The sequence below is a fragment of the Rhabdochromatium marinum genome (assembly GCF_016583795.1).
In the GTDB taxonomy this organism is placed as follows: Bacteria; Pseudomonadota; Gammaproteobacteria; order Chromatiales; family Chromatiaceae; genus Rhabdochromatium; species Rhabdochromatium marinum.
In genome coordinates, this window is the sequence record NZ_NRRS01000010.1 from 22597 (window position 1) to 46250 (window position 23654).

18 protein-coding genes are annotated in these 23654 nt (G+C 58.9%); 2 read left to right on the forward strand and 16 right to left on the reverse strand.

Annotated features, from left to right (window positions below; translation table 11 throughout):
- Positions 1-65: 65 nt before the first annotated feature.
- The 15 genes from CKO36_RS04740 to speA all read right to left on the reverse strand — a co-directional run bounded on the left by CKO36_RS04740 (position 66) and on the right by speA (position 15494).
- Positions 66-1343 carry a hypothetical protein gene (locus tag CKO36_RS04740; protein ID WP_420826314.1) on the reverse strand — a complete coding sequence of 426 codons (1278 nt, stop codon included), beginning with the start codon at positions 1341-1343 and terminating at the stop codon, positions 66-68.
- Positions 1344-1610: 267 nt separating this feature from the next.
- Positions 1611-2231, reverse strand: coding sequence for a V-type ATP synthase subunit D (locus tag CKO36_RS04745; RefSeq protein ID WP_200281245.1), 621 nt, complete (start codon positions 2229-2231; stop codon positions 1611-1613).
- Between the two features lie 10 nt (positions 2232-2241).
- Entirely contained in the window at positions 2242-3621 is a 1380-nt protein-coding gene (locus CKO36_RS04750) for a V-type ATP synthase subunit B (protein WP_200281247.1), read from the reverse strand.
- Positions 3622-3689: 68 nt separating this feature from the next.
- Positions 3690-5504 carry a V-type ATP synthase subunit A gene (locus CKO36_RS04755; RefSeq protein ID WP_200281249.1) on the reverse strand — a complete coding sequence of 605 codons (1815 nt, stop codon included), beginning with the start codon at positions 5502-5504 and terminating at the stop codon, positions 3690-3692.
- 5 nt (positions 5505-5509) lie between these two features.
- Complete coding sequence (locus tag CKO36_RS04760; RefSeq protein ID WP_200281251.1) at positions 5510-6151, reverse strand: V-type ATP synthase subunit E family protein; 642 nt, start codon at positions 6149-6151, stop codon at positions 5510-5512.
- Between the two features lie 78 nt (positions 6152-6229).
- Positions 6230-6610, reverse strand: a complete 381-nt coding sequence (locus CKO36_RS04765; RefSeq protein ID WP_420826313.1) for an ATPase — start codon at positions 6608-6610, stop codon at positions 6230-6232.
- Between the two features lie 34 nt (positions 6611-6644).
- Positions 6645-7091, reverse strand: coding sequence for an ATP synthase subunit C (locus CKO36_RS04770; RefSeq protein WP_200281253.1), 447 nt, complete (start codon positions 7089-7091; stop codon positions 6645-6647).
- A gap of 46 nt (positions 7092-7137) precedes the next feature.
- On the reverse strand, positions 7138-9084 hold the full coding sequence (locus CKO36_RS04775; RefSeq protein ID WP_200281334.1) for a V-type ATP synthase subunit I: 1947 nt from the start codon (positions 9082-9084) through the stop codon (positions 7138-7140).
- 192 nt (positions 9085-9276) lie between these two features.
- A complete protein-coding gene (locus CKO36_RS04780) occupies positions 9277-10347 on the reverse strand; it encodes a V0D/AC39 family V-type ATPase subunit (RefSeq protein ID WP_200281256.1) in 1071 nt (356 codons plus the stop codon).
- Between the two features lie 58 nt (positions 10348-10405).
- Positions 10406-10723 (reverse strand): ATPase, encoded by a 318-nt coding sequence (locus CKO36_RS04785; RefSeq protein WP_200281259.1) that lies wholly within the window; start codon positions 10721-10723, stop codon positions 10406-10408.
- Positions 10724-10758: 35 nt separating this feature from the next.
- Positions 10759-11571, reverse strand: coding sequence for an MlaA family lipoprotein (locus CKO36_RS04790; RefSeq protein ID WP_338053420.1), 813 nt, complete (start codon positions 11569-11571; stop codon positions 10759-10761).
- An 89-nt stretch (positions 11572-11660) separates the two neighbouring features.
- On the reverse strand, positions 11661-12206 hold the full coding sequence (locus CKO36_RS04795) for a DUF302 domain-containing protein (protein ID WP_242469394.1): 546 nt from the start codon (positions 12204-12206) through the stop codon (positions 11661-11663).
- Positions 12181-13035: a hydrogenase nickel incorporation protein HypB gene (gene hypB / locus CKO36_RS04800; RefSeq protein ID WP_200281262.1), complete on the reverse strand. Its 855-nt coding sequence runs from the start codon at positions 13033-13035 to the stop codon at positions 12181-12183. Before hypB ends, CKO36_RS04795 begins: the two co-directional genes overlap by 26 nt.
- Before the next feature lie 135 nt (positions 13036-13170).
- The gene (locus CKO36_RS04805; protein WP_200281265.1) at positions 13171-13557 is read right to left on the reverse strand and encodes a hydrogenase maturation nickel metallochaperone HypA/HybF; all 387 of its coding nucleotides are present in this window, start codon (positions 13555-13557) and stop codon (positions 13171-13173) included.
- A 41-nt stretch (positions 13558-13598) separates the two neighbouring features.
- Complete coding sequence (gene speA, locus CKO36_RS04810; RefSeq protein WP_200281268.1) at positions 13599-15494, reverse strand: biosynthetic arginine decarboxylase; 1896 nt, start codon at positions 15492-15494, stop codon at positions 13599-13601.
- A 256-nt stretch (positions 15495-15750) separates the two neighbouring features.
- Here speA and CKO36_RS04815 point away from each other — a divergent pair, with 256 nt between their 5' ends.
- Both CKO36_RS04815 and CKO36_RS04820 read left to right on the forward strand, forming a co-directional pair.
- Positions 15751-18918 (forward strand): PAS domain-containing hybrid sensor histidine kinase/response regulator, encoded by a 3168-nt coding sequence (locus tag CKO36_RS04815; protein ID WP_200281271.1) that lies wholly within the window; start codon positions 15751-15753, stop codon positions 18916-18918.
- A 7-nt stretch (positions 18919-18925) separates the two neighbouring features.
- Positions 18926-22792, forward strand: a complete 3867-nt coding sequence (locus CKO36_RS04820) for a response regulator (RefSeq protein ID WP_200281274.1) — start codon at positions 18926-18928, stop codon at positions 22790-22792.
- Here CKO36_RS04820 and CKO36_RS04825 read toward each other — a convergent pair.
- Positions 22789-23577 carry a SapC family protein gene (locus CKO36_RS04825; protein WP_200281277.1) on the reverse strand — a complete coding sequence of 263 codons (789 nt, stop codon included), beginning with the start codon at positions 23575-23577 and terminating at the stop codon, positions 22789-22791. The two genes, CKO36_RS04820 and CKO36_RS04825, sit on opposite strands and share 4 nt — an antisense overlap.
- Positions 23578-23654 lie beyond the last annotated feature (77 nt).

Genomic DNA, 23654 nt, shown 5'->3' on the forward strand with positions numbered 1-23654 from the left:
GCTGGGGCAGCAAGCGTCATTCGCTGACTTGCGCTGCCCGGCCTTTTTTGTGTGGCTGCTCGCGCTCAGAAGTAGTAGCCAAAGTTGATGTTAAAGCGATAGTTCCAGTAGTCGTTGGCATCAGCCCCGAAGTCTCCCACCCCAAGCGTGGGTGAGTAGATATTGCTGTAGCCTTCGGGATCGCCATTCTTATTTTCGTTGCCGACAAAGTAATTGCCGTCAGAGAACGCCAGATCGGTATAAATGTACCAATTCCCGCGCGCCCAGGCCGCACCCAGAGTGACCAGCTGACTGTCGTTGAAATCGCTGTCTTCCTTCACGATGCTGCTGTACTCGATATAGGGGCGCACATAATCAAGCCAGGGAATGCTGCCCGTGGTGTACTTGTAGCTGAGCGAAATCGCCGGAATCCAGGCATCGGTGGCCGCCGGCCAAGCAAAGTCGTAGGCACCCATGGGAATTAGCTCGTCAGTACCGAGCAGATTGTCATCATCAATATGGATCTGATAACGGGTGATCTGGGTGGCCAGCAGCCAGTTGTTCCAGGCATTGGTCATGTGCGCAGAAACCGCCCATTGATGACCATCATCGGCACGGCGGCCTTTGAGCTGCCCGTACTGCAAGGAGGCACCGATCTTGGTATCAACTGTGCCATCAATGCCATAGATGGCGCGAATGTTGAACTGGTTGCGCTCTTCATAACCATTGGCCGCTGCACTAATCACATTGCCATCAGCATCAAGACCGTAATCCCAGGTAACGATGTCATAGCTGTAGCGCGCACTGTCCTGGCTGGTGCCATTGCCGTTCCATTCGCTGCGCGCATAGTAGGCCAGATCCACATCCCAGTTGTTCAGACTGGTGCTGTACTTGATCCCGAGATCCATGTCGTCGGACAGACCAACATAGTAGTGCTGATCGAAGAACCAGCTCTGTGACACGCCATAGGGGCCGGGGCCGAAGGGAACGCGGTTCACACCTACCTGGAGCTGGCTACCGTCGTCAAAGTCCCAGCCCAGCCAACCAGTGTGCATGAAGTTGTAGCCGTTGTACCAGCGGTACTCAAATTTGCCCACCAATTGCTCATATTTCAGGTCCATGTTGATCCGAAAGGTATCGAGCGCAAAGTTGCCACCATTGCCGCCGCGCGAGGGGCCATCGCCACCTCCGGGGTAGCTGCCTAGGGTGTAGTTGGCACGGATGGCACCGCCGACAGTGAGCGGCCCCAGGGTAATTTTCTCAGCCGGCGCTGGCGCGGCATCGGCCAACTTGGCTTCGGCTGTCGCAGCCTTAGCATTGGCTGCCGCCAGTGCCTGCTCGGCCTGGATGAGTTGTTGTTGCAATTCGGCAACACGGCGCTCAAGTTCAGCCTTAGTTGCCGGGTTGGCCAAGGCGCCCGTCGTGCACAGCAATAGTGCGACGCCAGTCAAACGACCTGCCAGTAGCAGATAGGGGCGGCGCGCCCTCGGGGGAATCGCCGCCGCGATGGGGGAGGTATGCAGTGCTTGAGTCATAAGCGTAATAAATTGGGTGTATGCCGTCGCGAAATTACAACGACAACCGCTAATTTACCACACCTTGTTGCTTCAACGCAACTTTACGGGCCGGCTTCAGGTCGCGCGTTCGCGCAGAATCTTGACCTGGAAGAGCGTGTTGCGCTCTTCTTCTTCAAGCGTGGATTGAATGAAATGCAGCGTGCGCCGATAGAGCGGGATAATGTTGTATTTGAGTGCATTCACCCGTTTCTGCGCCTTGCGTTGCTCTTCCATCAGGCGATAGAGGGCAATCTCCACCTCGGCCAGATTGGCCAGTACGGCGGCGGCCTCGGCAAGTTGGCGACAGGTAGAGTCAAAGCTCGCATCCGTACCCAGCAGGCCACTGGGTTTTAATGGCAAGGGCTCGGCATGTACCGACGGATATTCAACGCCCAGGCTGCGTCGCGGCAGAATATTCACATCCAGCGCCGGACTGGCTCCCAGCGCTGCTTGATGCAGAGCACGACTGCCCATGCGCAAATGAGTGATGCCAAGAAAGCGATAGGCCTCCTTGAGCTTGGCCTCGGCCTCCTCGCGCAGGCGGCGGTATTCACCAATGCGCTCATAGACCAGGCGCGTGAGCAGCTCGCGCTTGCGTTCAAGAAGATCATGACCGTCTTCAAGGAATTTGGTCTGCTTCTTGAGCGCGAGCAGGGTGTTTTTGGTCGGTGGAACCCTGAGGATCTGTTGAGCCATGATTCAGCCGTCAGGCCGAGCCTTGGTAGTATTTGGCCAGCTCAGTCTCGGACATGCGGGTGAGCATGTCGCGCGGGAACTTACTCATCAGCTCCCAGGCCAGGTTTAGGGTTGCTTCAATCGAGCGGTCTTCGGACTCACCTTGGCCCACAAAGGCCTGATCGAAATCATCGGCAAATTTCAGATAGCGGCGATCACGTTCGGAGAGCTCGTCGGCGCCAATAATAGAGGCCAGATTGCGCGTCTCCAGAGCGCGGGCATAGAGCGCATAGAGCTGAGCGGCGACATGAGGATGATCCTCGCGGGTGTCATCCTTGCCGATGCCGTCCTTCATCAGACGCGACAGACTGGGAGAAATGTGCACCGGCGGATAGATGCCCTGGTTGTGCAGCTCGCGCGACAGCACGATCTGCCCCTCGGTGATATAGCCGGTCAGGTCGGGGATTGGATGGGTGATGTCATCGGAGGGCATGGACACCACCGGCACCATGGTGATGGAACCATGACGGTTGTGGATACGCCCACAGCGCTCGTAGATCTCAGCCAGATCCGAATACAGATACCCGGGATAGCCCTTGCGCGCCGGCACATCGCCCTTGGCGGTTGCGACCTCACGTAGCGCCTCGGCATAGTAAGTCATGTCGGTCATGACGACCAGGACATGGCGGTCGAGTTCGTAGGCTAGATACTCAGCAGCGGTCAGCGCGGTGCGTGGCAGCGTCAGGCGCTCGACCGGTGGATCATCAGCCAGGTTGACGAACATCACCACATTACGCAGCACACCGGAGCTGGCGAACTCATCGCGAAAGAACTTGGCATCGGCATAGGACACGCCCATAGCCGCGAAGACAATGGAAAAGCTGGAATCCTCGTCTTTGAGCTTGGCTTGGCGCACGATCTGAGCTGCAAGTCGGTTATGCGGCAGACCGGAGCCCGAAAAGATCGGCAGCTTTTGCCCACGCACCAGCGAGTTCAGCCCATCAATGGTGGAAACACCAGTTTGAATGAATTCGCGCGGATAGGTGCGCGCTGCCGGGTTGATCGCCGAACCGCCCACCGCGCGGCGCAGATTCGACAGCACCGGCGGGCGCCCGTCGCGCGGCTCACCAAGGCCATTGAATTCACGCCCGAGCAGCTCCGGTGACAAAGCAATTTCGACCGGCTGATCGAGAAAACGCACCCAAATGCCAGACAAATCCAGATCGTCGGTGCCCTCAAACACCAGAATCAGGACTTCATCATCGGCGGCGCGAATCACCTGACCATCGCGCGTCTCCCCGCGCTCGTCGGTAATGCGCACCCGATCACCAAAAGCGACCCCAGGGGTGTCGCGCACAACGATGAGCCCGCCGCGCGCCTCACTTGCAGTGCGATATTCCTTGATACTCATCGGTTTCTCCGCAAGAAACCCCAGCCTTGGCAGGGGGAAAAATCATCAGCCGGGACTATACGCCGATTTCAAGCCGCCTGATTCTGCTTGGCATACTCCAAGCGGATTTTCTCGAGTGCTTCCCCAACCTCTCGGGCAAAGGAGCGAATACTGTCAACCTGATCACTGTTGTACATCGACTTGCAGCGGCGCACCTTAGCCAACTGAGGCAGGTTCTGCAATTCGCTGACCGGCACGCCCAACTCGACCAGCTCAGCGCCTTGGTCATAGATGGACAACACCAGATCCAGCAGCGCAAACTGTTTTTGCGGCGAACAAAAGGTATCCACCTCATCAAGCGCACTTTGCTGCAACACCCCTTCCTTGACCAGGGATGCGCCTTCCAGCTCCCAGCGCTGGGTATCGGACAGCGCCTCGGGACCGACCAGATTCACGATGCGGGCCAGTTCGGCATCACGTGCCAACAACCCGAGCGCTTGGGCACGACGTGGCTCCCAGGCCGGATCAACCTGCTCGTGCCACCACTCAGCTGCTGTATGCACATGGGCCGAGAAGCTGGTTACCCAGTCGATACTCGGATAATGGCGTGCATCGGCCAGTTCCTTGGACAGCGCCCAGAAAGTCTCGATAATGTCCTTGGTGTGGCTGGTGACGGGTTCAGAGAAATCGCCACCCGGCGGCGACACCGCACCGATCAGCGTGACAGAACCGGAGCCGGCACCATAGGTTTCAACCCGACCGGCGCGCTCATAGACCGCCGCCAGGCGCGAGGCCAGATAGGCCGGATAGCCTTCTTCTACCGGCATCTGTCCCAAGCGGCCCGAAACCTCGCGCAGCGCCTCAGCCCAACGGCTGGTGGAATCCGCCAGCATCACCACGTCATAGCCCATATCGCGGTAATACTCAGCCATGGTCAGGCCGATATAAATCGACGCCTCGCGTGCCACCACCGGCATGTTGGAGGTATTGGCCACCAGCAGAGTCTTTTCCATCAGCTTGCGGCCAGTGTAAGGGTCTTCGAGCTGAGGGAAGGTTTCCAGCACATCGACCAGCTCGTTGCCACGTTCGCCGCAGCCGACGTAAATTACAATATCGGCATTCGACCAGCGCGCCACCTGTTGCTGCACCACCGTCTTGCCAGCTCCAAAGGGACCCGGAACGGCGCCCTTGCCACCCTTGAGCTGCGGGAAGAAGCTGTCAATGACGCGCTGGCCGGTGATCAGTGGCGAGATGCCATCATCGCGCTGGGCATAGGGGCGCGGGCGCCGCACCGGCCAGCGATGATAGAGGCTGAGCCGATGACTGGGGCCGGGTTGCGTTGTACCTGACCGCGCATCGCGCACCTGAGCGATGGTGGATTCGATGTCATAGGCACCGGCCGGTGCCAATTCCGTCAGCTCACCCTGGACATTGGGTGGCACCAGAACCTTATGAACGATGGTCGCGGTTTCCTGCACTGTGCCAAGCACGGTGCCAGGGCCCACGCGGGCGCCGAGCTCCAGTGCGTCGTTAGGCTCAAAGTCCCACTGCTTAGTGCGGTCAAGCGCCGGCAGAGCCAGGCCACGGCGAATATAGTCGCCAGATTCCATGGCGATTTTCTCCAGCGGACGCTGCACGCCATCGAAGATCCCACCTAGCAATCCGGGGCCAAGCTCGGCGGACAGGGGCCAGCCCAAACCAACCGCCGGCTCGCCGGGGCGCACGCCATCGGTGCTCTCATAGGTTTGCACCACGGCCTGCTCACCGCTGAGGGAAATGACCTCACCGATCAGCCCCAGTTCGCCGATTTTTACCTGCTCGCCGCTGCGCACGCCCGGCAGATCAATGGTGACAATGGGGCCGTTGATTTCGCGCACTCGGCCGCTGCGTTGAGTATCAGTCATGAGATTCAGCCACCGAAGATGTTGCCGGTATCGAAGCCGCTCGGCAGCAGACGCTCCAGAATGGTCTGCTGCACACGCGTGCCCAGGCGGGCGAGGCGACCCTCAAAAGTGTTATCGACGCGGATGCGCTCATCGGCGCTGCTGATCAGCACGCCCGCCAGGGTGTTGATCGGATCTTCCGCTAGCTTCAGCTGCACCTGGTCCGGAACCACCGCCAGGATGCGTTCCCAGTGTGACTGGAGTCGTTTCAAATCCCGCGCATTGGCATGAACCCTGAGTTCATGGTGTTCAATTTCCTCGGCAGCCGCTCGAATGAAGCCGCTTAGGGTTTCCAGATACGCGGGTTCGTTTTCGGTATGCGCAAGCATTTTCTCGGTCAGCCGTGCTTCCACATTGCGCACCAGATTCCAGCGCGTGCGGTCAAGGTCGCTCTGCATTTTGATTTCCTGCGCCTGCACCCGTTGGCGGAAGGTACGCTCGCCAAGTGCCTTGGCAATGCTGTCCTCACGCTCCTCGCGCAGCCGCAGTTTGCTCGCCGCCTCGCGCAAAATGGCATCGCGCGAGCGCTGGCCGCGCTCGCGATACTCCTGCGCCAGGCGTTCGGCCCGGGCCAGGATGGCTTGTTCCAAATCTTGTGCTTGAGTCACGATCAAACCTGTGATGGTCAGTAGGCGGTGGTCAATTATCGTTCTTTATTAAGAGTGGACAATCATGGATGCCTGGCGCTATCCGTGCAGCGCGGAGCCACCGAACATGGCGCTCAGCCGCTCGGCCACTTCGCTGTGCAGTTGCGGATCGGCGCACAGGCGCGGCACGGCAATCACCACAATGCGCCCACCCTCACGACGGGCTTGATGCAGAGCGGCGATATCGGCTTGCATCAGGTTGTCATCCACAATAACAAAGGCCCGCGCGCGATCCCGCTGTAGCTCACGCAACCGTTTGTCCACCAGTTCCGGTGCCGGATCGGGATAGGTTTCGAAGCCGATCAGCCGGAAACCGTCGGCTAGCGCCTCCTCACCGAAAAACAGCATCTGGGTCTGGGAACCCACCACTGGGCTCCCTGGGCTGGTCGCTGCACTGCTGGCCGGTGCTGCTTCGCTCATGCGCTTCGTCCTTGCCCTGGCGATATAAGCACCATCAGATACGATTTAGCAGCAAAATACTCATGACCAGACCGTAGATGGCGATGCCCTCGGCCAGACCCAGGAAGATCAGACTGCGTCCCAGTGCCTCGGGGCGTTCCATCACGGCGGCCAGAGAAGCGGCGCCGATGGGGCCCACCGCAATGCCGGCACCAATGGTTGAAAGGCCGGTGGGGATGCCAACGCCAAGAATAGCCAGCCCCATGCCAGTAGAGATCTCGACGGCCTGATTGGCGACGGCTCCGGCCTCGGCCATGGCGTCACCAACGCCCAGCACCAACAGGCCGATCAGGGCACCGAAAAAACTCAGCAATTGGGTGCTCAGCACCGGTCGCAGCCAGGTGCGCACGCGAACCGCCTGGGCCGGCTGAAATTCCAGATACAAACCGCTTGCCACCAGCGAGAAGATGGCGAACGACATGAGAACTACGAGCCAATACATGTAGGCGACTCCTGATGTGACAAAAAGCTATGTGACAAAAAGCGCATTAGCGGGTCGAAACCGCCGGGGAATGGTTAAGAGGTGTGGTGTCCGCAGCCGGCTGGGCCACCGCTGCTGCGGGTTGACGGTATTGCAGTCGCAGCGGAGCAAACTCGTGACCGTCACCGGAAAAATAGCGCGAAAAGCCTTCGTAATACTGCAAACGCATCACCTGAATCATCACAATGCCACCCTCGAGCACCAGAATGAACAGATTACCCAGGATCAAGGTCAGTATGGTACCAAAGGTGCCGAGCATATCGGCCAGAGTAAAGATGGCGATTGCCAGAGCGGCGTGGTTCAAACTAAAGGCCGAGACGCGCAAAAACGACAGCGTATTGGACAGGTAAACGATCACAGTGTCGAGGGTTTCGATCACCACAATCAGCACTTTCTCACCGGTTGGGCCGGACAGATGGCGCCACTGATGGACGGCCAGGGTCAGCAGCGCCCCCACGACCACCAGTGCTGGCCACAGCCCGAAGCTGCCTTCGGTGGCTAGATTCCAGCCACCGTTGAGAAACCCAAGATAAAACAGCAGATTGACCAAACCGTGCGGAGCCAGCAGCGCGCCCTGAATGTTACCGACAGCAAAGCGGTTGTAAATCCCCAGCGAGCAGGCCGCAATGATAAACACAATGCCCCAGATCAAGGCAACCTCAAGCATCAGAATCGGATTTTCCAACGGTGGCATCCAGAGCGCAGGCAGCCAGTGCTCGACACCAAAGATACTGCCGAACACAAAGCCGAACAGCATTGATGACACGCCAGCCGCGATGCCAAAGGTAGCAAAATGTTTGAGCTTGTCGCGTGCCAAATAGGCCGCCAAGGCGATCACCGCGCCATGGCCAACATCGCCGAACATCATGCCGAACATCAGCAGGAAAGTCAGCGCAAACAGCGGCGTCGGGTCGATCTCACCGTATTGCGGGATACCGTATTGCTTGACCAGGGTGGAGAAAGGCGTGAGCAGTGCATTGTGCGTCGGAACCGTGGGCACCAGCGGGCGTTCCTCAGCGGTTGGATGGCGCGCTTCAAGCGCAAAGGGCTGTTGCAACTGCTGCTGCAAATTATCCCGCAGGCGGCTTAAAGCACGTGCCGGAACCCAGCCGCACAGCACCGCCAAGCTCTTCACCCCATGAATGGACGGGTCCAGGGTAATCAGCGGTTCTGCCAACAGCAGCGTCTCACGGGCGGCGATCAAGGTGTCGGCATGGGCCTGACGCCAGTTGGCCAGCTGCTGCTGCAAGGCAGCGCGGTTTTTCTCCAGACGCTGGTGGCGCAGGCGGAAGTCGGCTTCAAGTTCGGCCGGCGTCTTATCGATGATGCCATCGGGAATCGGCAGCGCTTGAAAGCCGGCTGAACTCAACACCGAGCCGAGCTGGTTCTCTCGCTCGCCGCTCGGGCCGATGATGACCACATGCGCATGATTGTCGCGTTGCAGATAATTCAGCAACAGATGACCGGCGAGCGCAACAGCGCCTTCAAGACGGCTGACATTTTCGCGCGGCACCAGTCCGATGTAGAAATCCAGAAAGCGGGTCTTGCGCTTCAGGGCACCCAGATCGACTTTCAGGTTGGCGAAGTTTGCCAGTGCGGCTTCCTGTTCCCGTAGGAGGCGATCTTCGGCATCCAGGCTGCGCAAGTCTTCGTCCAAGCGCGAGGTTTCCTGCCACAGCTCGCCGAGTCGGTTGTTGAGCGTCTCCAGCTCGTAGTGATCGATCACCCGCAGGGTTTCAAGCACCGGGGTTTCCTCAAGAGCGACAATCTTAGCGATCTTATCCAGGCGCGAGCGGGCCAGGGTAAAGGTGTCGCGATAATCGCGTCCCGGCAGGCTGACCAGTGCCTGCTCCTCGGGGAGACGGGTATCGGGATGGAATTGTTCCGTCTCAGCCAGCGCCAGTGAGGCGCGCGGCAAATCCTCGGCCATCAGCATCAGGCGCACATGCTGCATCGGCAAGGGTAGCAGCCGTGGGCGGGTGTCGTCCTCAACCCGGCCCCTGATCTCCTGCCACAGCGCCGTCACAGCCGCCCGCGCCTTGCTGGCCAGGTCGGTAAAGAGGGCGGTCGTGGGAACGGGGAAGCGGCTCATGACTGAAGAGGCTCTTGCTGAGGGCAGATCGCGTTGTCCATCTTAAAGCATCCTTCAGGCGGCCGCCGCCAGCGCAGAGCGGCTCATGCCGGAGCTGTCAAGCGTATGCGGATCCACGGCCGTCTTGATAACATCCTGCGGCAGCCCAAGCAGTCCGCCCTGAATAAGTGCCAGCAGAAACATCAGATCCATTTCGCGCAGGATGAGATAGGCCAGCGCACGCGTCACTCCGGAGGCACTTTGGCTCAGTATGCGTCGGGTTTCGGTGGCCTGATGGGCCACCGTCAGGCGCTGGACTTCAATCAGATCAGTCGCTTCGGCCAGTTGTTCCGCCAGCGGGTCTGGCAAGGCACTGAGCAACTGCCGCAGGTTTTCGCGGTTGACCAGATCCAGCAGGCGCGCGCGATGCAGCAAACGCGGCGAGGGCACCAACTGATAAAAGGTTTCGCTAGGCGAGAAACCGTAGGCGAAGCGAAACCGCAGCATCCACATCAGATCCACGCGATCCAGCAGAGCGCCGATCAGCCGCCGCAGCGGTTGCAGGCTGTCGCCCTGAAAGCGCAGGGTTTGCCGCACCAGATCGCTGTAATACTGCTGGTCGATGGCCGCTTCCAGCGCAAAAGGCTCGCGTTTTTGCTCATAGACCTCGCGCGCCTGGCGCGCCAGCAGGCTAAAAGGACCGCGCTCCAGCACTCTGAGCAGCTCCAGCACATTTTCCGTGCGAAAAAGCTCATCACGCGACAGGCGCAACCCCGGCGGCAGATCATAGAGATCCTTGCGGATGGCGGCCGAATCCAAATCGTAGAGTTTGCCGCGAATCAGCGTCTTGAGGTTAAACAGGGCATAGCGGCGTCCCCAGCTCAACACCAGCGCGCGCTCGGCCGGGTTCATCGGGCGAATCAGGATGGAGACATCGGCAAGCAGGGTTTGAATCAGTGCCTGCTCAACCGCGCGCATTTTGGCATGGGTCGAGAGTTCTTCCTCAATGATCGCAGCCAGATCCAAGCGCTCGACCAATTCCTGAAGCGGTAGCTCAAGAAGTGCATTGGCCCGCTGCGCATCAAGCAGCCGGGCACTCATCACCGAAACCCGGGTGTTGAGATAGGCGTGTGCGGCGGCACTCATAACGTCAGGATACCTGACCGGATCAGGGGCCGTCTTGCGCGCACTATAGCAAGGCTTTTCACAGGCTAGTGTCGATCAGGAGTGCAAAGGCGGATTCGAGCGCATCGTCCTCGCGCTGCTCAGCCATATCGCGCAACTGTATGTGGCGCTCATCATAACGGCGGCGCAATTCAGCCACAGTTTGCATGGCACGCTCATCGGCCTTGTCGATCTGACCACGATGCAACTCCGGGATTGAGGCGCGAAAGCGTTCTTCAGCACGGCGCGCATCCTCCATCGCCTGCTGGATCACGCGCTCTTGCGCGCGCTCGGCCTCCTGAGCCAGTTGCTCAGCGCGCACTTCCGCGTCAAGCAGACGTTTAAGCGTGTCATCCATTGCGTGATTGCTCGTCGGTTGGTGAGTGGTGACCCCTAGTCAACCACATCAAGATCCCAGTCCTTGCCGTCCATCACATCGTCGCGCGGGTAATCGCCCGTGGCACGATTTTGCAGGTAGGCATCGCGCACAAAGCTGTAGCGGTCGATTGCAGCCTCGCCGAAGATGTCGCCAGCCGCCAGCCGCCCAGCGCGCTCGTCGATCACTCGCAGCCCGATAAAGCCCCAGTATATCTCATCTTTGTCCAGACTGTAGAAGGGATCGATCACAATATCGCCGGCAAAGCCAAAGGTGTCGCGCACGGTGCTTGGCCCAACGATGGGTATCACAAAGTACGGACCATCGACAAAGCCCCAGTAACCCAGTGTCTGGCCGAAATCTTCCTTGTAGCTCGGAATGCCCATGTTGGTGGCCACATCAAAAAATCCCAGCACACCAACGGTACTGTTGACCAGGACGCGGCCAATATCGCTGCCGGTGCGCAGCAGCTTAAATTGCAGCAGATTGTTCACCGCCGAGGTCAGATCGGCGAAGTTATCGAAAAAGTTGGTCACGCTACGGTTGACCGGCTCGGGCATGACCTTCTGATACGCCCGCGCAGTGGGCTTGATGAAGGCGTTATCGAAGTCGGTGTTGAACTTAAACATCGCCCGGTTGTAGGGCTGCCAGGGATCGCGCGGATCGCGATATTCCGGCGGCACGGAGGCACAACCGCTGGCGAACAAGCTGACCAGGAGGGCGGCGAGCAACCAGCCGGGCTTGATCAGGGCCAGTGGCACCTGGCGCGGCATCCTGTGCTCAATGCTCATGGTTTCAGCCCCCACGGACGAGTGAATCTGCTGTGTCACGATAATCTGTTCCCAAAAGCCTAACCGAAGGGTTAGGGGTGGTGCAAAGTTAAGCGTGGTCGCCAGGATGTGCCAGCGTGCCGGTCGGGTTACCACGTCACCGCTTGCTCAGCAATCTGTTCCAGCATGGTGGCCACTTCGGTCATGGCCTGGCTGGACGCCAGTGCTTCGGCGCTCCAGCGCCGGTGCGTGACGAAGGTTTTGCCAGGCTGATCGAGCAGAGTATAGACCGCGATAATAAAGGGACAGTTGACGATCCGCGTTGGGTCTTCCGCCATCATGCGCCGCGATAGCACCGCACTACAGAACTCGACTGACTCCGCATCTCCAAATAGCGGTTGATCCATGCCCAGATCGGCGCCAGTGCGCTCGAGCATCTCATTCATGTGCATGATGTTATTGATGACCAGCCCGCGCTCCTCAATGGCCAGACGCAACCCATCCATCACATCGCCAAAGGCACTGTCGCTGACATAGACAGCACTGGATGCGGTGGTGCGATCAGCCGCCAGGGCGGCGGTCGCAAGCATGATACTCAGTGCCAACAGCAGGATGCCAGCACCGCATCGGCTACACCGCACGCGCGCGCGGGAGTGTGACAAGGCGCGCTCAGCCATGATGATGATGTCCGTCATGATGATGATGATGATGGTGGTGGTGGCGATGGTCGTGGTGATGCGGCGGCACTGGCTCCTGTGCACCACTGCGCACCTGATCCTGCAACGACTGCCGCTCGGCGCGCAGCCAGTCGAGCCAGGGCACAATGTCGCTTGCAGTGCCTCGCACCGCTGTAGACAAGAAGGGAGCTGGGCTGGCCAGTTGGCGCAGGTAATGCTCAGCACGGGCGGGCGAGAAATCCTCCAGTACCGGCAGCAGATCGGTCTTAGTCAGCAGCACCAGATCGGCGCTGCGAAACATCACCGGATACTTGGCGGGTTTGTCATCGCCTTCCGGCACCGACAGCAAGGCGACATTGCGCCGCTGCCCCAGATCAAAGCTGGCCGGACAGACCAGATTGCCGACGTTTTCGATAAACAGCACATCTATGGAGTCAAGATCGAGCCGATGCAGCGCATCATGCACCAAATGGGCATCAAGATGGCAGGCGCTGCCGGTGGCAATTTGAACCGCCGGCACCCCATGGGCGCGGATGCGCTCGGCATCGTTTTCGGTTTCCAGATCACCCTCAATCACCGCGATGCGCAGGTCATCGGCCAGGGCATCAATGGTCGCCTCAAGCAGGCTGGTCTTGCCCGCGCCCGGCGATGACATCAAATTGATCGCCAAAACGCCATGTGCCGCCAAGTGATGACGGTTATGCGCGGCCTGATGATCATTTTCGCTCAGCAGGTTGGCCAGTACCTCGACACTGGCCTGGCCATCGGTGGTATGCGCATGGCGGCCCTCGCCTGTGACCAGATGGGCATTGCCGGGGGTAATGTTGCAGCCGCAGGTATCACACATGATAGAAGAACCTCCATGGGGTTTGATGCTGGATGTCTCGCCGTCTTCTGTAGGGCTGACGGCACGCCGACGACAGTGTTCTGCAAAGCTTTGAGTATAGCAGCCCCAATGCGCGGGACCTGTGGATAACAGAGTTTAGTTGCCGCTTGAGCTGACATCCGCCGCTGCGGCATCGGTATCAATGTCCAGCTCCAGGCTGGCAAGCAGCAGCTCATCACCGCTGATCAACTGGGTCTGATAACTGCCGCAATGTGCGCATAGCAGCTGGTTGGGACTCGCCTCGCTGGTTGCGCCACAGTCGCGACAGCGTACCTCAATGCGGCCCGAGTCGATCTCCAGCCGAGCATGCTCGGCGAGGGTGCCAGCGGCAGCCAGTGGATAGGCATTGGCGAGCAATTGCGGTTCCACCCCGGACAGCGGCCCGATGCGCAGCCGAATCAGCGTCACGCCCTGCGCCTGATGTTCGGCGGCAATCGCTTGGACTTGGTCAAGGAGTGACAGACAAATAGACAATTCATGCATGGTTAAGGCGCAGCTGCCAGCGGCGGTCAGTCGATGAGGAGTCACAGGCGACCCAGATAGGTATAGCCATAGAGGCCGACCTTAAATTCCAGATAAAACGCCTCGCGCGTGGCGGTATCGAGATCAGCACGCTGCAAGAGTTGGCGATAGCGCGACAAGAGCGCACGCGGCTCAAAATGGACATAGCGCAACAGCTCTTCGGTCGAGTCGCCGCGCTCCAGGTCGCGCAGGCGATAGCCATCTGGTGAGCTGGGATCCAGCTCGATATTAACGGCATCGGTATCGCCAAACAAATTGTGAATATCGCCAAGAATTTCCTGATAGGCACCGACCATGAAAAAGCCAATCAGATAGGGATCCGTTTTGGGGTCGAAATCATGCAGGGGCAGGCTGGCCTCGACACCATCCTGATCAACATAGTGACCAATGCAACCGTCGGAATCACAAGTCAGATCCTGCACAATCGCCCGCGTGGTCGGCGCTTCATGGAGTTTTTGCAGGGGCAGGATGGGAAAAATTTGCTCGATGGCCCAGATGTCCGGCAGGGACTGAAACAAGGAAAAATTGCAAAATATCTTGTCCGCCAGCACTGCATTGATGCTGTCGAGCCGTTCGCGCTGGCGACGGTTGCCATGCGACAGGCGCGGTCGCAGCGCGCGATGGGTGGCCGCCGTCAGCTCCTCGGCGCGTGCCCGTATGCGCAGCGAGAGTTCGCCGCGCGCAAATGCCTGTTGCACCTGAGCGCGTAACTCCTGAGCGCGCTCATGGACTTCCTGAGGCGGCTCAGTGGCAGCAGCTGCCAGATTGGCCAAAAGTTCGGCGAGCGCTGGATGCTCGCGGTCGAGAGGATCCTGGCTCGGCACCTCCTGTCCGGGAGCCTGTTCACGATCCACCACATCGGTAATCAGCACCGCGTGATGAGCACTCAGCGCCCGACCGGACTCCGTAATCAAATCCGGCTCCGGCAGCTGTCGCTCACGACAGCACTCGGCCACCGCGCTGACCAGGGTGTCGGCATACTGATTCAGACTGTAGTTGACTGAACAATAGGCGCGGGTGCGGGTGCCTTCGTAATCAACGCCCAGACCGCCACCAAAATCCAACGTGTCCAGGGACGCGCCAGCGGCGCGCAATTCAGCGTAGAACTGCACCAGCTCCAGCACGCCGGTGCGAATGTCTTGCAGGTTGGGAATCTGCGAGCCCAGATGCGCATGCAGCAGACGCAACCAAGACAGAATGCCTTGGGCTTGCAAACGCTCCAACAGCGCCAGAATCTGACTTGCCGACAGGCCAAACTTGGCTTTTTCACCACCGCTGTTTTGCCAGTTGCCAGCCGCTGCGGCCGCCAGCCTCACCCGCACGCCCAGCAGTGGCTCAACATCCAGGCGCCGCGCCTCGTCGATGACCAGATCCAGCTCCGAGGGTTTTTCAATCACAATAAACACGCGCCGCCCCAGACGATGCCCGAGCAGCGCCAAGCGCACATACTCGCGATCCTTGTAGCCGTTGCAGACAATGCTCTGGTCATCGGGGGTTAGCGCCAAGACCGCCAGCAATTCCGGCTTGCTGCCAGCTTCGAGTCCCAGGCCGCCGCCCGCCAGCAAAGCGCGCACCACGCTGTGCTGCTGATTGACCTTGATTGGATAAACCGGGCGATAGCGCCCGCTGTAGGTATGGCGCGCCATGGCCTCAGCAAAGGCTTGATGCAGACGACGCACACGATCACGCAGGATATCATCGAAGCGCAACAGCACCGGCAGTGATAGTCCCTGCTCACGCAGACGCTCAATCAGCTCAACCAGATCGATGCGGGTTGCAGAGCGCGGATCGGGACGCACGGTCAGATGGCCGGTGTCGGCGATCTCAAAGTAACCTTCGCCCCAACGACTGATGGCATAGATGGAGTCGCCGATAGCCGCCTTGCCGAATGCGCTCATTGTTGTTGTCATGCTTGCCCGTTTTGTTGCCCAGTGTTGTGTTGCTCAATCCTGATCGGCCGCTGTGCACTGCCCGCCGCAGCGCGGCATGCGCTTCAATCATAGTCGAGAATGCGCGCCATGGTGAACCGCACTTGCTGGAGCTTATAACAGGATGCAGACAGACGATGCTGCTATTATGCTCATATCCTTCAGTGGTTTCCGTATAGCCAATCTTTTTATAACGTTAGCAATTATTTATAAGGTTTTTTGACCAATGCGCCTGCCTCGGATTAACCTCATCCTTGCTGTGCTCGGCGTTGGCTTGACGGTTGCCTTCTACTTTTTCTCTGTCTCGGAGCTGCGTCAAACCCGCTCTGCGGCACTGTGGCAACTGTCAGCGACGGCAACCCGTGATGCCGAGTTGCTGGAGCAATGGCGCTCCGAGCGAGTTGCCGATGGGAAGACTTTTTCCGCTGGGTTGCCAGCGCGCTTGGCGCGCTGGCGACAACAAAATTTGATCCAAACTCCCATGCTTGCGCAATTGAGGACTCGGTTACAGGCCACACTTGAGGCGTACAATTATTCTGGAGCACGCCTGTTTGACGCCAATCAGGACATCATTCTGAGCCAGGTTGTGGATGGCGTGGCCCTCGACCCCCTGGACCAACTCAATGAACAACCCATTGAAGGAAAACAGCCTGTACTGTCGTTAATACACCTCCACACCACAGGTGAAGCCAGTTTGATACTTAGAGTTCCGTTATGGCATCAGGGACAGCGCGAAGGACAACTGAACTTTTTGATTCAGCCAGAGTCGTTGCTAACCTGGCTATTCAGCACTCATGCGATCACCCCAGATGGGACACATGCGGTGCTGCTGCAAAAGAGCCCGAATGACTTGCTCTGGTTTGCTCCCAAACCGGCGTTTCCGGCGCAAGAACGGCTTGAAAAAGACGCGCACATAAACACTGATCGCGTTAAGAAACAGGATGGCATTCAACTGGGCGTCACCAAAACACGCCCAATCCAGTGGAATCTGCGCCAGGCTCCAGCGGTAGTGGCCAAAGCACTGGCCGCCTGGGAAGCGCAAGGGCAGACCTCCCCCGCAACCTTTATCGACGACCAAGGGATCAAACGCTTCGTGCGTTTTGCGGCTGTTCCCAACAGTCCCTGGGTTGTCATGACCACGATGGAACGCATGGTGGTTTGTGGCCCCTGTATCAAGCGGCAGGTGATCATCGGGCTGATACTGGTTCTATTCTTTTTATTGCTGTCAATCACGCTCATGAGTTGGCGGCGGGCGCAACAACAGCACGAGGTGGCACGCCGCAACGAGGTTCTGAGCGCCGCCGCTGCGGCCATGCCTGGTGCGCTCTATGTAGCGGACGCCAATACGTTCCAAACTTTATTTATTAGCAAGGGCATTCGCTATCTGCTCGGCTATGAAACCGAAGATGTTTTGTCACTACCGGATTTTTTTGTCAGTTTTTTGTATCAGGAAGATCGCGAAGCCACCATTGCGCAACTCAATGCCCTAGTGACATCGCATAATACGTTCACCATACTAAATTATCGCGCCTGGACCAATGATCGCTCGCACTGGGTCTGGATTGAAGATCGAGTCTTTATAAAACGCACGGAACGCGGCAAAGCGAGCCTCATCTATGGTTTGATGTTTAATATCACGGATCGCAAATTCGCCGAGCAACAATTACGCGATACCAACCAGTCACTTAAATCGCTGAATACCAAACTGCAAGTTGCACATGAACGCGCCAATGAACTCGCCAAACAAGCCTCGGCAGCCAGCCAGGCCAAAAGCGAGTTCCTGGCCAATATGAGCCACGAAATCCGCACGCCGCTCACGGCCATCATTGGCATCACCGATCTGCTCAACGAAAGCTCACTCAATGACGAGCAACTCCAGTATGTCGAGACCCTGCGCAGTGCAAGTCGTGGTCTGTTGACCCTGATTAATGACATTCTCGACTTTTCCAAAATCGAAAAAGGCTGTATGACACTCGAACAGGCCGACTTTGCACTCGATCCCTTGATTGATGAAGTGGTCACCGTTGCCACCGTGCAGGCCAAGCACAAGGGACTGGAACTTATTGTGGATATTGCTCCGGAGGTTCCCGCCTGGATTTCCGGTGATTCGTTGCGCTTGCAGCAGGTGCTCATTAACCTGCTCAGCAACGCAGTGAAATTCACCAGTCAGGGCGAGGTAATCCTGCGGGTGCGCCGACTTGAAGCAAGGGGGCCGACTGACAATGTACAAACTGACAGCGTAGCACTGGAGTTCTCCGTACAGGATACTGGCATTGGCATTGCACCGGAGCGCCAGACCGCCTTGTTCGAAGCCTTCACCCAGGCCGACAGCTCGACAACACGACAATTTGGCGGCACCGGCCTGGGACTCAGCATCGCCGCCTCCCTAGTCAGCCTGATGCAATCCTCCCTGCAGCTTGACTCCAATCTGGGCCAGGGGAGCCGATTCTTTTTTACCCTGCAGCTCAAGCCGCTTGAAACACCAACCCTGGCTTTTCAGCAACCGACCTGGCCAGGCCGACGCGCGCTCATCGTGGCGGACAATCAGCCGTTGCGCGAGGTTCTGTGCCGTCATCTGAGCGCGCTGGAAATGCAGGTGGAAACCGCCAGCCATGATCCTGTCGCTCTTGTCCGACGGTTGGAAGCGACGCCTTTAGACCTGATCATGATTGACTACCATCGAGCTGACAGCAGTACCGAAGCACTTATCCGTACCCTGAGCGACAGCTTCACAGCAACGCCGCCGCGCATGATTGTGCTGGCGTCCAGTGGCTTGTATGGCCAATTAACCGGACTGCGCCAGCAGGCCCACTTGGTGCTCAGCAAACCTGTGCAACGCCTCAAACTCAGGCAGGCACTCAGTCATGTGCTGCAAAGCGCCCCGCCCCCAACACCACCGAGCCAACCACCCCAAGCAGGAGCCGGAACCGAACCCGGATCTGGAACAAGATCCACCACAGGGCCAAGTTCAACCCCAGGGTCAACCAGTTTGGCAACAGAGCCTGGAGCAACAGCCGAGCCGGGTGCCTGTATTCTCATCACCGACGATGAGCCCACCAATCAGATCGTGCTGAGAAAGGTGCTGGAGAAACTCGGCTATCAGGTCGTCGTCGCCGTCAATGGCCGTGACGCGATCGAAAAACTCTCGCAACAGCCATGCGATCTAGTGTTGATGGACGTGCGCATGCCGGAGATGAACGGTCATCAGGCCACCCGCGCGATTCGTGCCCCGGATTCCAGCGTTCTCAACCCGCAGGTGCCGATTATTGCCCTGACTGCGGAAGCGGTAGCGGGTGAGCGTGATGCGGCCTTTGCGGCGGGGATGAATGGCTTTCTGACCAAGCCCATTGAGATTGCAGCGCTCAAGGAAACCATTAAGCGCTGGCTGGAGTAGCCACCCCATGGAATCATCCCTGGCAACGGCTGATCTGGTGTTTGTGCTCGAATCTGACGGCACCATCACCGATTACTACCAGACGCCATCGGCGACGCTCTATGTACCGCCCGATCATTTTCTCGGCCGCCAACCGGCCGATGTGATGCCTGCCGAGGTCGTCAACCGCTTCACTGAAGCACTTGTGCAGGCACGCGAGTCCGACGCCTCTGTGGTCTTTCAGTATGTACTGCCGATGGCGAATGGCGCACATACCTTTGAGGCACGACTGGGGCGCCTGCTTGCCACCGGACGTTATCTGTTGGTAGTGCACGACCTCAGCGATGAGCTGAAAACCTCACGGCGCCTGCACGAGCAGGAATCCCTGCTCGCTACCATGTTTGCCCAGACCACCGATGCCATTGTGCTGGTCGAACCCACCAATGGCCGGATTGTGCAATTCAACGATGTCGCCTGCGATTCACTCGGTTACAGTCGCGCGGAATTCGCCGCGCTCTCCATTGCCGATATCCAGCTCGAGCAGACGCCGGGAGAAATTCAGGCCGATATTCGCGCCATCCTCGCCGGTGAAATGAATGGACTCGAAGCCCGACATCGCACCAAGGACGGGCACATCATTGATGTCGCCTTCAACTTTCGCCTCATTGACCACCAGGGACAGCCGTTAATCTCCGGTGTCTGGCAGGATATCAGCGAGCGCAAACGCCGTGAACGCGAACAACTCGCCCGCAGCGAGGCATTGCGCACCCAAAATCGCCTGCTGCGCACCTTCAGCCAGTCGCAGGCCTGCATCGACGGTGAGTTTGCGACCCTGGCGCGCGAGATCACCGAACCGCTGGCCCGCGCGCTGAAGATCACGCGAGTATCAGTGTGGCTATGGGGATCCTGCCTGAACCAGAGTCTCAACAATTATGGCACCGCCGCCGACGACAGCGATCTGTGCTGCATCGATCTCTATAGCTTGAGCCAGGAGAAACACCATGACGGCATGATCCTGGCCAATAACGACTTCCAAACCGAGCTGGCGACCATCCGCTCCCAACGCGTCATCAATGTCTGGGATGCGTTGCATGATCCGCGCACCGCTGGCTATATCGAGTCCTATCTACGTCCCCAAGATATTCGCTCCATGCTCGACTGTGCCATCAACCTGCGTGGCGAGATTCGCGGCATTCTGCGCCTGGAGCAAGTGGGGAGCCAGCGCGCCTGGTCGCCTGACGAGGTGCGCTTTGGCACTCAGGTGGCCGATCAGCTCGGCATCGCCCTGCTCAATGCCGAGCGCCTGGAGCTGGTCGAGGAGCTGCGCCGCAAGCAGGACTTTCTCACCCGCGCTCAAGCCGTATCCCAAACCGGGCACTGGCACCTGGACATCCCCAACAACCGCTTGCACTGGTCGGAAGAGACCTACCGTATCTTTGGCGTTGCACCAGAGCTTGAGCTGACGCTGGAGGATTTTTTCGCCCTGGCCTATCCGAAAGATCGGGATGCCGTGCAACAGGCTTGGGCCAAGGCGCTCACCGGCAAACCCTACCGCATTCAGCACCGCATCCAGGTCAACGAGGAACTGCGCTGGGTTGAAGAACGTGCTGAGATCGAATACGACCGTGACGGACAACCGCTCACCGGCCTGGGTATCGTCCAGGACATCACCGAACGAGTTCAGACCGACCTGGAGCTTGAAGGTTATCGGCTGCACCTGGAGGACTTAGTCATCTCACGCACCGCTGATCTGGAGGCCGCTAAAACCGCAGCGGAAAGCGCCAACCGGGCCAAAAGCGCCTTTTTGTCCAACATGAGCCACGAGATCCGCACACCGATGAATGCCATCGTCGGTTACTCGCATCTCATCCGGCGTGATCCCCTCACCGCACGGCAGCGCGAGCAACTCGACAAACTCTCCGCCTCCTCCCAGCATCTGTTGCAGATCATCAACGACGTGCTAGATCTATCCAAGATCGAAGCAGAAAAATTCCAGCTTGAAACTGACGACTTCGAGCCGGCCCGCATCATTGACAACGTCTGCGGCCTGGTCGCACCCACCATGCTGCACAAGGAAATCGAGCTGTTCGTGCATCTGGGAAATCTACCTATACGTGTGCGCGGCGACAGTACCCGTTTTGGCCAAATCATCCTCAACCTGCTCAGCAATGCAGCCAAATTCACCAACGCCGGCGGCACCATCACCATTCTCGGCCAAAATCTGACCGAAGCCGCAACCCCGGCAAGCAGCGACGCTTCTGGAACCACAACAGGGGCAGCCGTGCGGCAGCTCTTTACCTCCAGCGCCGCGCCTTTGATGCTTCGATTCGAGATCCGCGACACCGGCATCGGTCTGCACCCCGAGCAGCTTGAGCGTCTGTTTTTCGCCTTCGAGCAGGCCGATACCAGCACCACCCGACAATACGGCGGTACCGGGCTGGGCCTGGCGATCAGCAAGCGACTGACCGAACTCATGGGCGGGCGCATTGGCGTACACAGCAAGTTAGGGCAAGGCAGCTGCTTTTGGGTCGAAATTCCCTTCGCACCGGCACGCCCGGCGGTGGTTGATCAAGTGCTTAGTGCGCTGCGCGGCTGCCGCGTGTTGATCATTGAAGACCGCGTGGAAGACTCCGCCAGCCTGGTGCAAATGCTTGAAGCCCTGCACATGAACGTCGCCATCGCCTCAAACGGCGCCTTGGGTGTCACCGCCACATCTGAGGCCGAGCATGCTGGACAGCCCTTTGATCTGTTGTTGATTGACTGGAAAATGCCAGAACTCGACGGAATTGCCACCGCCCGCAAGGTGCGCGCTCTGGCGCTGCAACAGCCGCCGGCGATGATCCTGATCACCGCCTTTGGCGATGAATTGCCCGTCGATCTCACCACCAACGCCGGCATCGCCCGGGTGCTGAATAAACCCATGACGCCGTCGAAGCTGCGCGATGCGCTGCTGTTCGCACTGGGACCGCGCATTAAAGGCCACACGAGCCACGGAGAGCCTGGAGCGCATGGAACGACAGGACGCGAGACAGCTGAACCGCCCGCCCCCTTGGCTCAGAAACCTCCTGGCTATCGCGGCCGCATCCTGCTGGTGGAGGACAATCCCATCAACCAGGATGTCACCCGCGAACTGCTCACCGCTCTGGGCCCCAAGGTCACCCTGGCCGCTGATGGTCACCAGGCGCTTGAGCGCGTCCGGCGCGGTAAATTCGACCTGATCCTCATGGACATACATATGCCGGTGATGGACGGCCTCAGCGCCACCCGCGCCATTCGTGGCTTGCCCGGCCGCCAGCGGATTCCCATCATCGCCATGACGGCCAATGTGTTTGACACTGACCGCCGCGCCGCGCTCGAAGCCGGCATGAACGACTATATCGGCAAACCCATTGAACCGGAGACCTTGGCCGAGATTTTACGCTGCTGGTTACCCGATCAGGATCAGCGGCGTATTGACCAACAGCAGGAGGCAATCGCCAGTGCGCCAAGCGATGTCGATGCCAGCGCTCTGGCACTGCTGGAGGCTGTTCCGGGACTGAACACCCACCTCGGGCTGCAACGGGTACGCGGCGACATTGCCCGCTACCGCTGCCTGCTGGCGCGCTTCACTGAAGACCACAGCGACGACGCCCACCAGCTCAACGCCCTGCTGCACGAAGGCAATCTTGAAGCCATCGCCCAACTCGCGCATGGACTCAAGGGCGTGGCCACCACCTTGGGCGCCGAGCGTATCAGCCGCTACGCCACCGACCTGGAACTAGCCGCGCGCAGTGGCCTTGATGATGAGAACCTGCGCGCCCCGATTGAGCAGCTGGGCCTGACACTGCAAGCCTTCGCACACGCCATCATTTCGACGCTGCCACCACCGCCGACCGATGCCTGTGCAGAAGATTAGTCGCCAAAATGCAGCACCCCGTCATCGGGAAAGCTGAACACATCATTGAGCTTGGGTGCGGCGGCCGCACGCGCTTGTGCAAGTTCGCCGAGCAAACCCAACTGCTGCATGGACAGCAGTTGGCAATAGGCCAGGGACAGCGCGCCGGCATCGCGCAATTCAACCAGCGCTTCGGCGGGCAGGGCGTTGAGCGCCACCTCATTAATGCCAAACAAGCCTTCGAGCGTGCGCTCACCTTCGGCCCCTTGCACCTTAACTGGCCACGGCTGAATCAGTCCGTGCACCTGGAGGCGATCACAGACATTCTGTGTGGTGACGCGATTAGCCTCGACCTGAGTAAGAAAATCCATCACCTGCTTTAACGGAGCTGCCACCTCACCAGCGGCGTCAAAAAAGGGTTCGCCCCCCTCCGCGTCCAGCAAGCCGCTGTCCTCGTCGATACAGAGCGCCAGACGTTCGCCCTCGATTCGTGCTAGACGAAACGGATGGCTGCGCAAGGCCGCCGGCACATAGCGCCCCAGCCAGCGCCCATCCGGCGCAACAAACAGATTAACCCCTGGCTCAAACCCCAGCAAAGCGGCAAACATGAACCCGCGTGATTCACTGCTGTTGCCATCCACCGCTGGGCGTGGCACCAAAACAATGGGCAACGCCATCGTCGCCTTCGGTAGCTCGATCCCAACCAGCGACACCAGATGCGCCGGCTGGGCAAAATCGTAGGAGGAAAACCGCTGCCAGCCCTGATTGGCATGACGGTCGGCTGAAATAGGGACGAAACGGGACATAAGATTTCCTGTAAAAGATCTTGCAACAAGCCGTAGAAGATTGGGCGAATCCGCTTAAATTCCATCGGCTCACCAGA

What these genes read in the sequence shown, in the direction of transcription:
- CKO36_RS04745 (WP_200281245.1), bottom strand. Translation starts at nt 2,231, where the DNA reads ATGGCTCAACAGATCCTCAGGGTTCCACCGACCAAAAACACCCTGCTC.
- CKO36_RS04750 (WP_200281247.1), bottom strand. Translation starts at nt 3,621, where the DNA reads ATGAGTATCAAGGAATATCGCACTGCAAGTGAGGCGCGCGGCGGGCTC.
- CKO36_RS04755 (WP_200281249.1), bottom strand. Translation starts at nt 5,504, where the DNA reads ATGACTGATACTCAACGCAGCGGCCGAGTGCGCGAAATCAACGGCCCC.
- CKO36_RS04765 (WP_420826313.1), bottom strand. Translation starts at nt 6,610, where the DNA reads ATGAGCGAAGCAGCACCGGCCAGCAGTGCAGCGACCAGCCCAGGGAGC.
- CKO36_RS04770 (WP_200281253.1), bottom strand. Translation starts at nt 7,091, where the DNA reads ATGTATTGGCTCGTAGTTCTCATGTCGTTCGCCATCTTCTCGCTGGTG.
- CKO36_RS04775 (WP_200281334.1), bottom strand. Translation starts at nt 9,084, where the DNA reads ATGCAGCATGTGCGCCTGATGCTGATGGCCGAGGATTTGCCGCGCGCC.
- CKO36_RS04780 (WP_200281256.1), bottom strand. Translation starts at nt 10,347, where the DNA reads ATGAGTGCCGCCGCACACGCCTATCTCAACACCCGGGTTTCGGTGATG.
- CKO36_RS04785 (WP_200281259.1), bottom strand. Translation starts at nt 10,723, where the DNA reads ATGGATGACACGCTTAAACGTCTGCTTGACGCGGAAGTGCGCGCTGAG.
- CKO36_RS04795 (WP_242469394.1), bottom strand. Translation starts at nt 12,206, where the DNA reads ATGACGGACATCATCATCATGGCTGAGCGCGCCTTGTCACACTCCCGC.
- hypB (WP_200281262.1), bottom strand. Translation starts at nt 13,035, where the DNA reads ATGTGTGATACCTGCGGCTGCAACATTACCCCCGGCAATGCCCATCTG.
- CKO36_RS04805 (WP_200281265.1), bottom strand. Translation starts at nt 13,557, where the DNA reads ATGCATGAATTGTCTATTTGTCTGTCACTCCTTGACCAAGTCCAAGCG.
- speA (WP_200281268.1), bottom strand. Translation starts at nt 15,494, where the DNA reads ATGAGCGCATTCGGCAAGGCGGCTATCGGCGACTCCATCTATGCCATC.
- CKO36_RS04815 (WP_200281271.1), top strand. Translation starts at nt 15,751, where the DNA reads ATGCGCCTGCCTCGGATTAACCTCATCCTTGCTGTGCTCGGCGTTGGC.
- CKO36_RS04820 (WP_200281274.1), top strand. Translation starts at nt 18,926, where the DNA reads ATGGAATCATCCCTGGCAACGGCTGATCTGGTGTTTGTGCTCGAATCT.
- CKO36_RS04825 (WP_200281277.1), bottom strand. Translation starts at nt 23,577, where the DNA reads ATGTCCCGTTTCGTCCCTATTTCAGCCGACCGTCATGCCAATCAGGGC.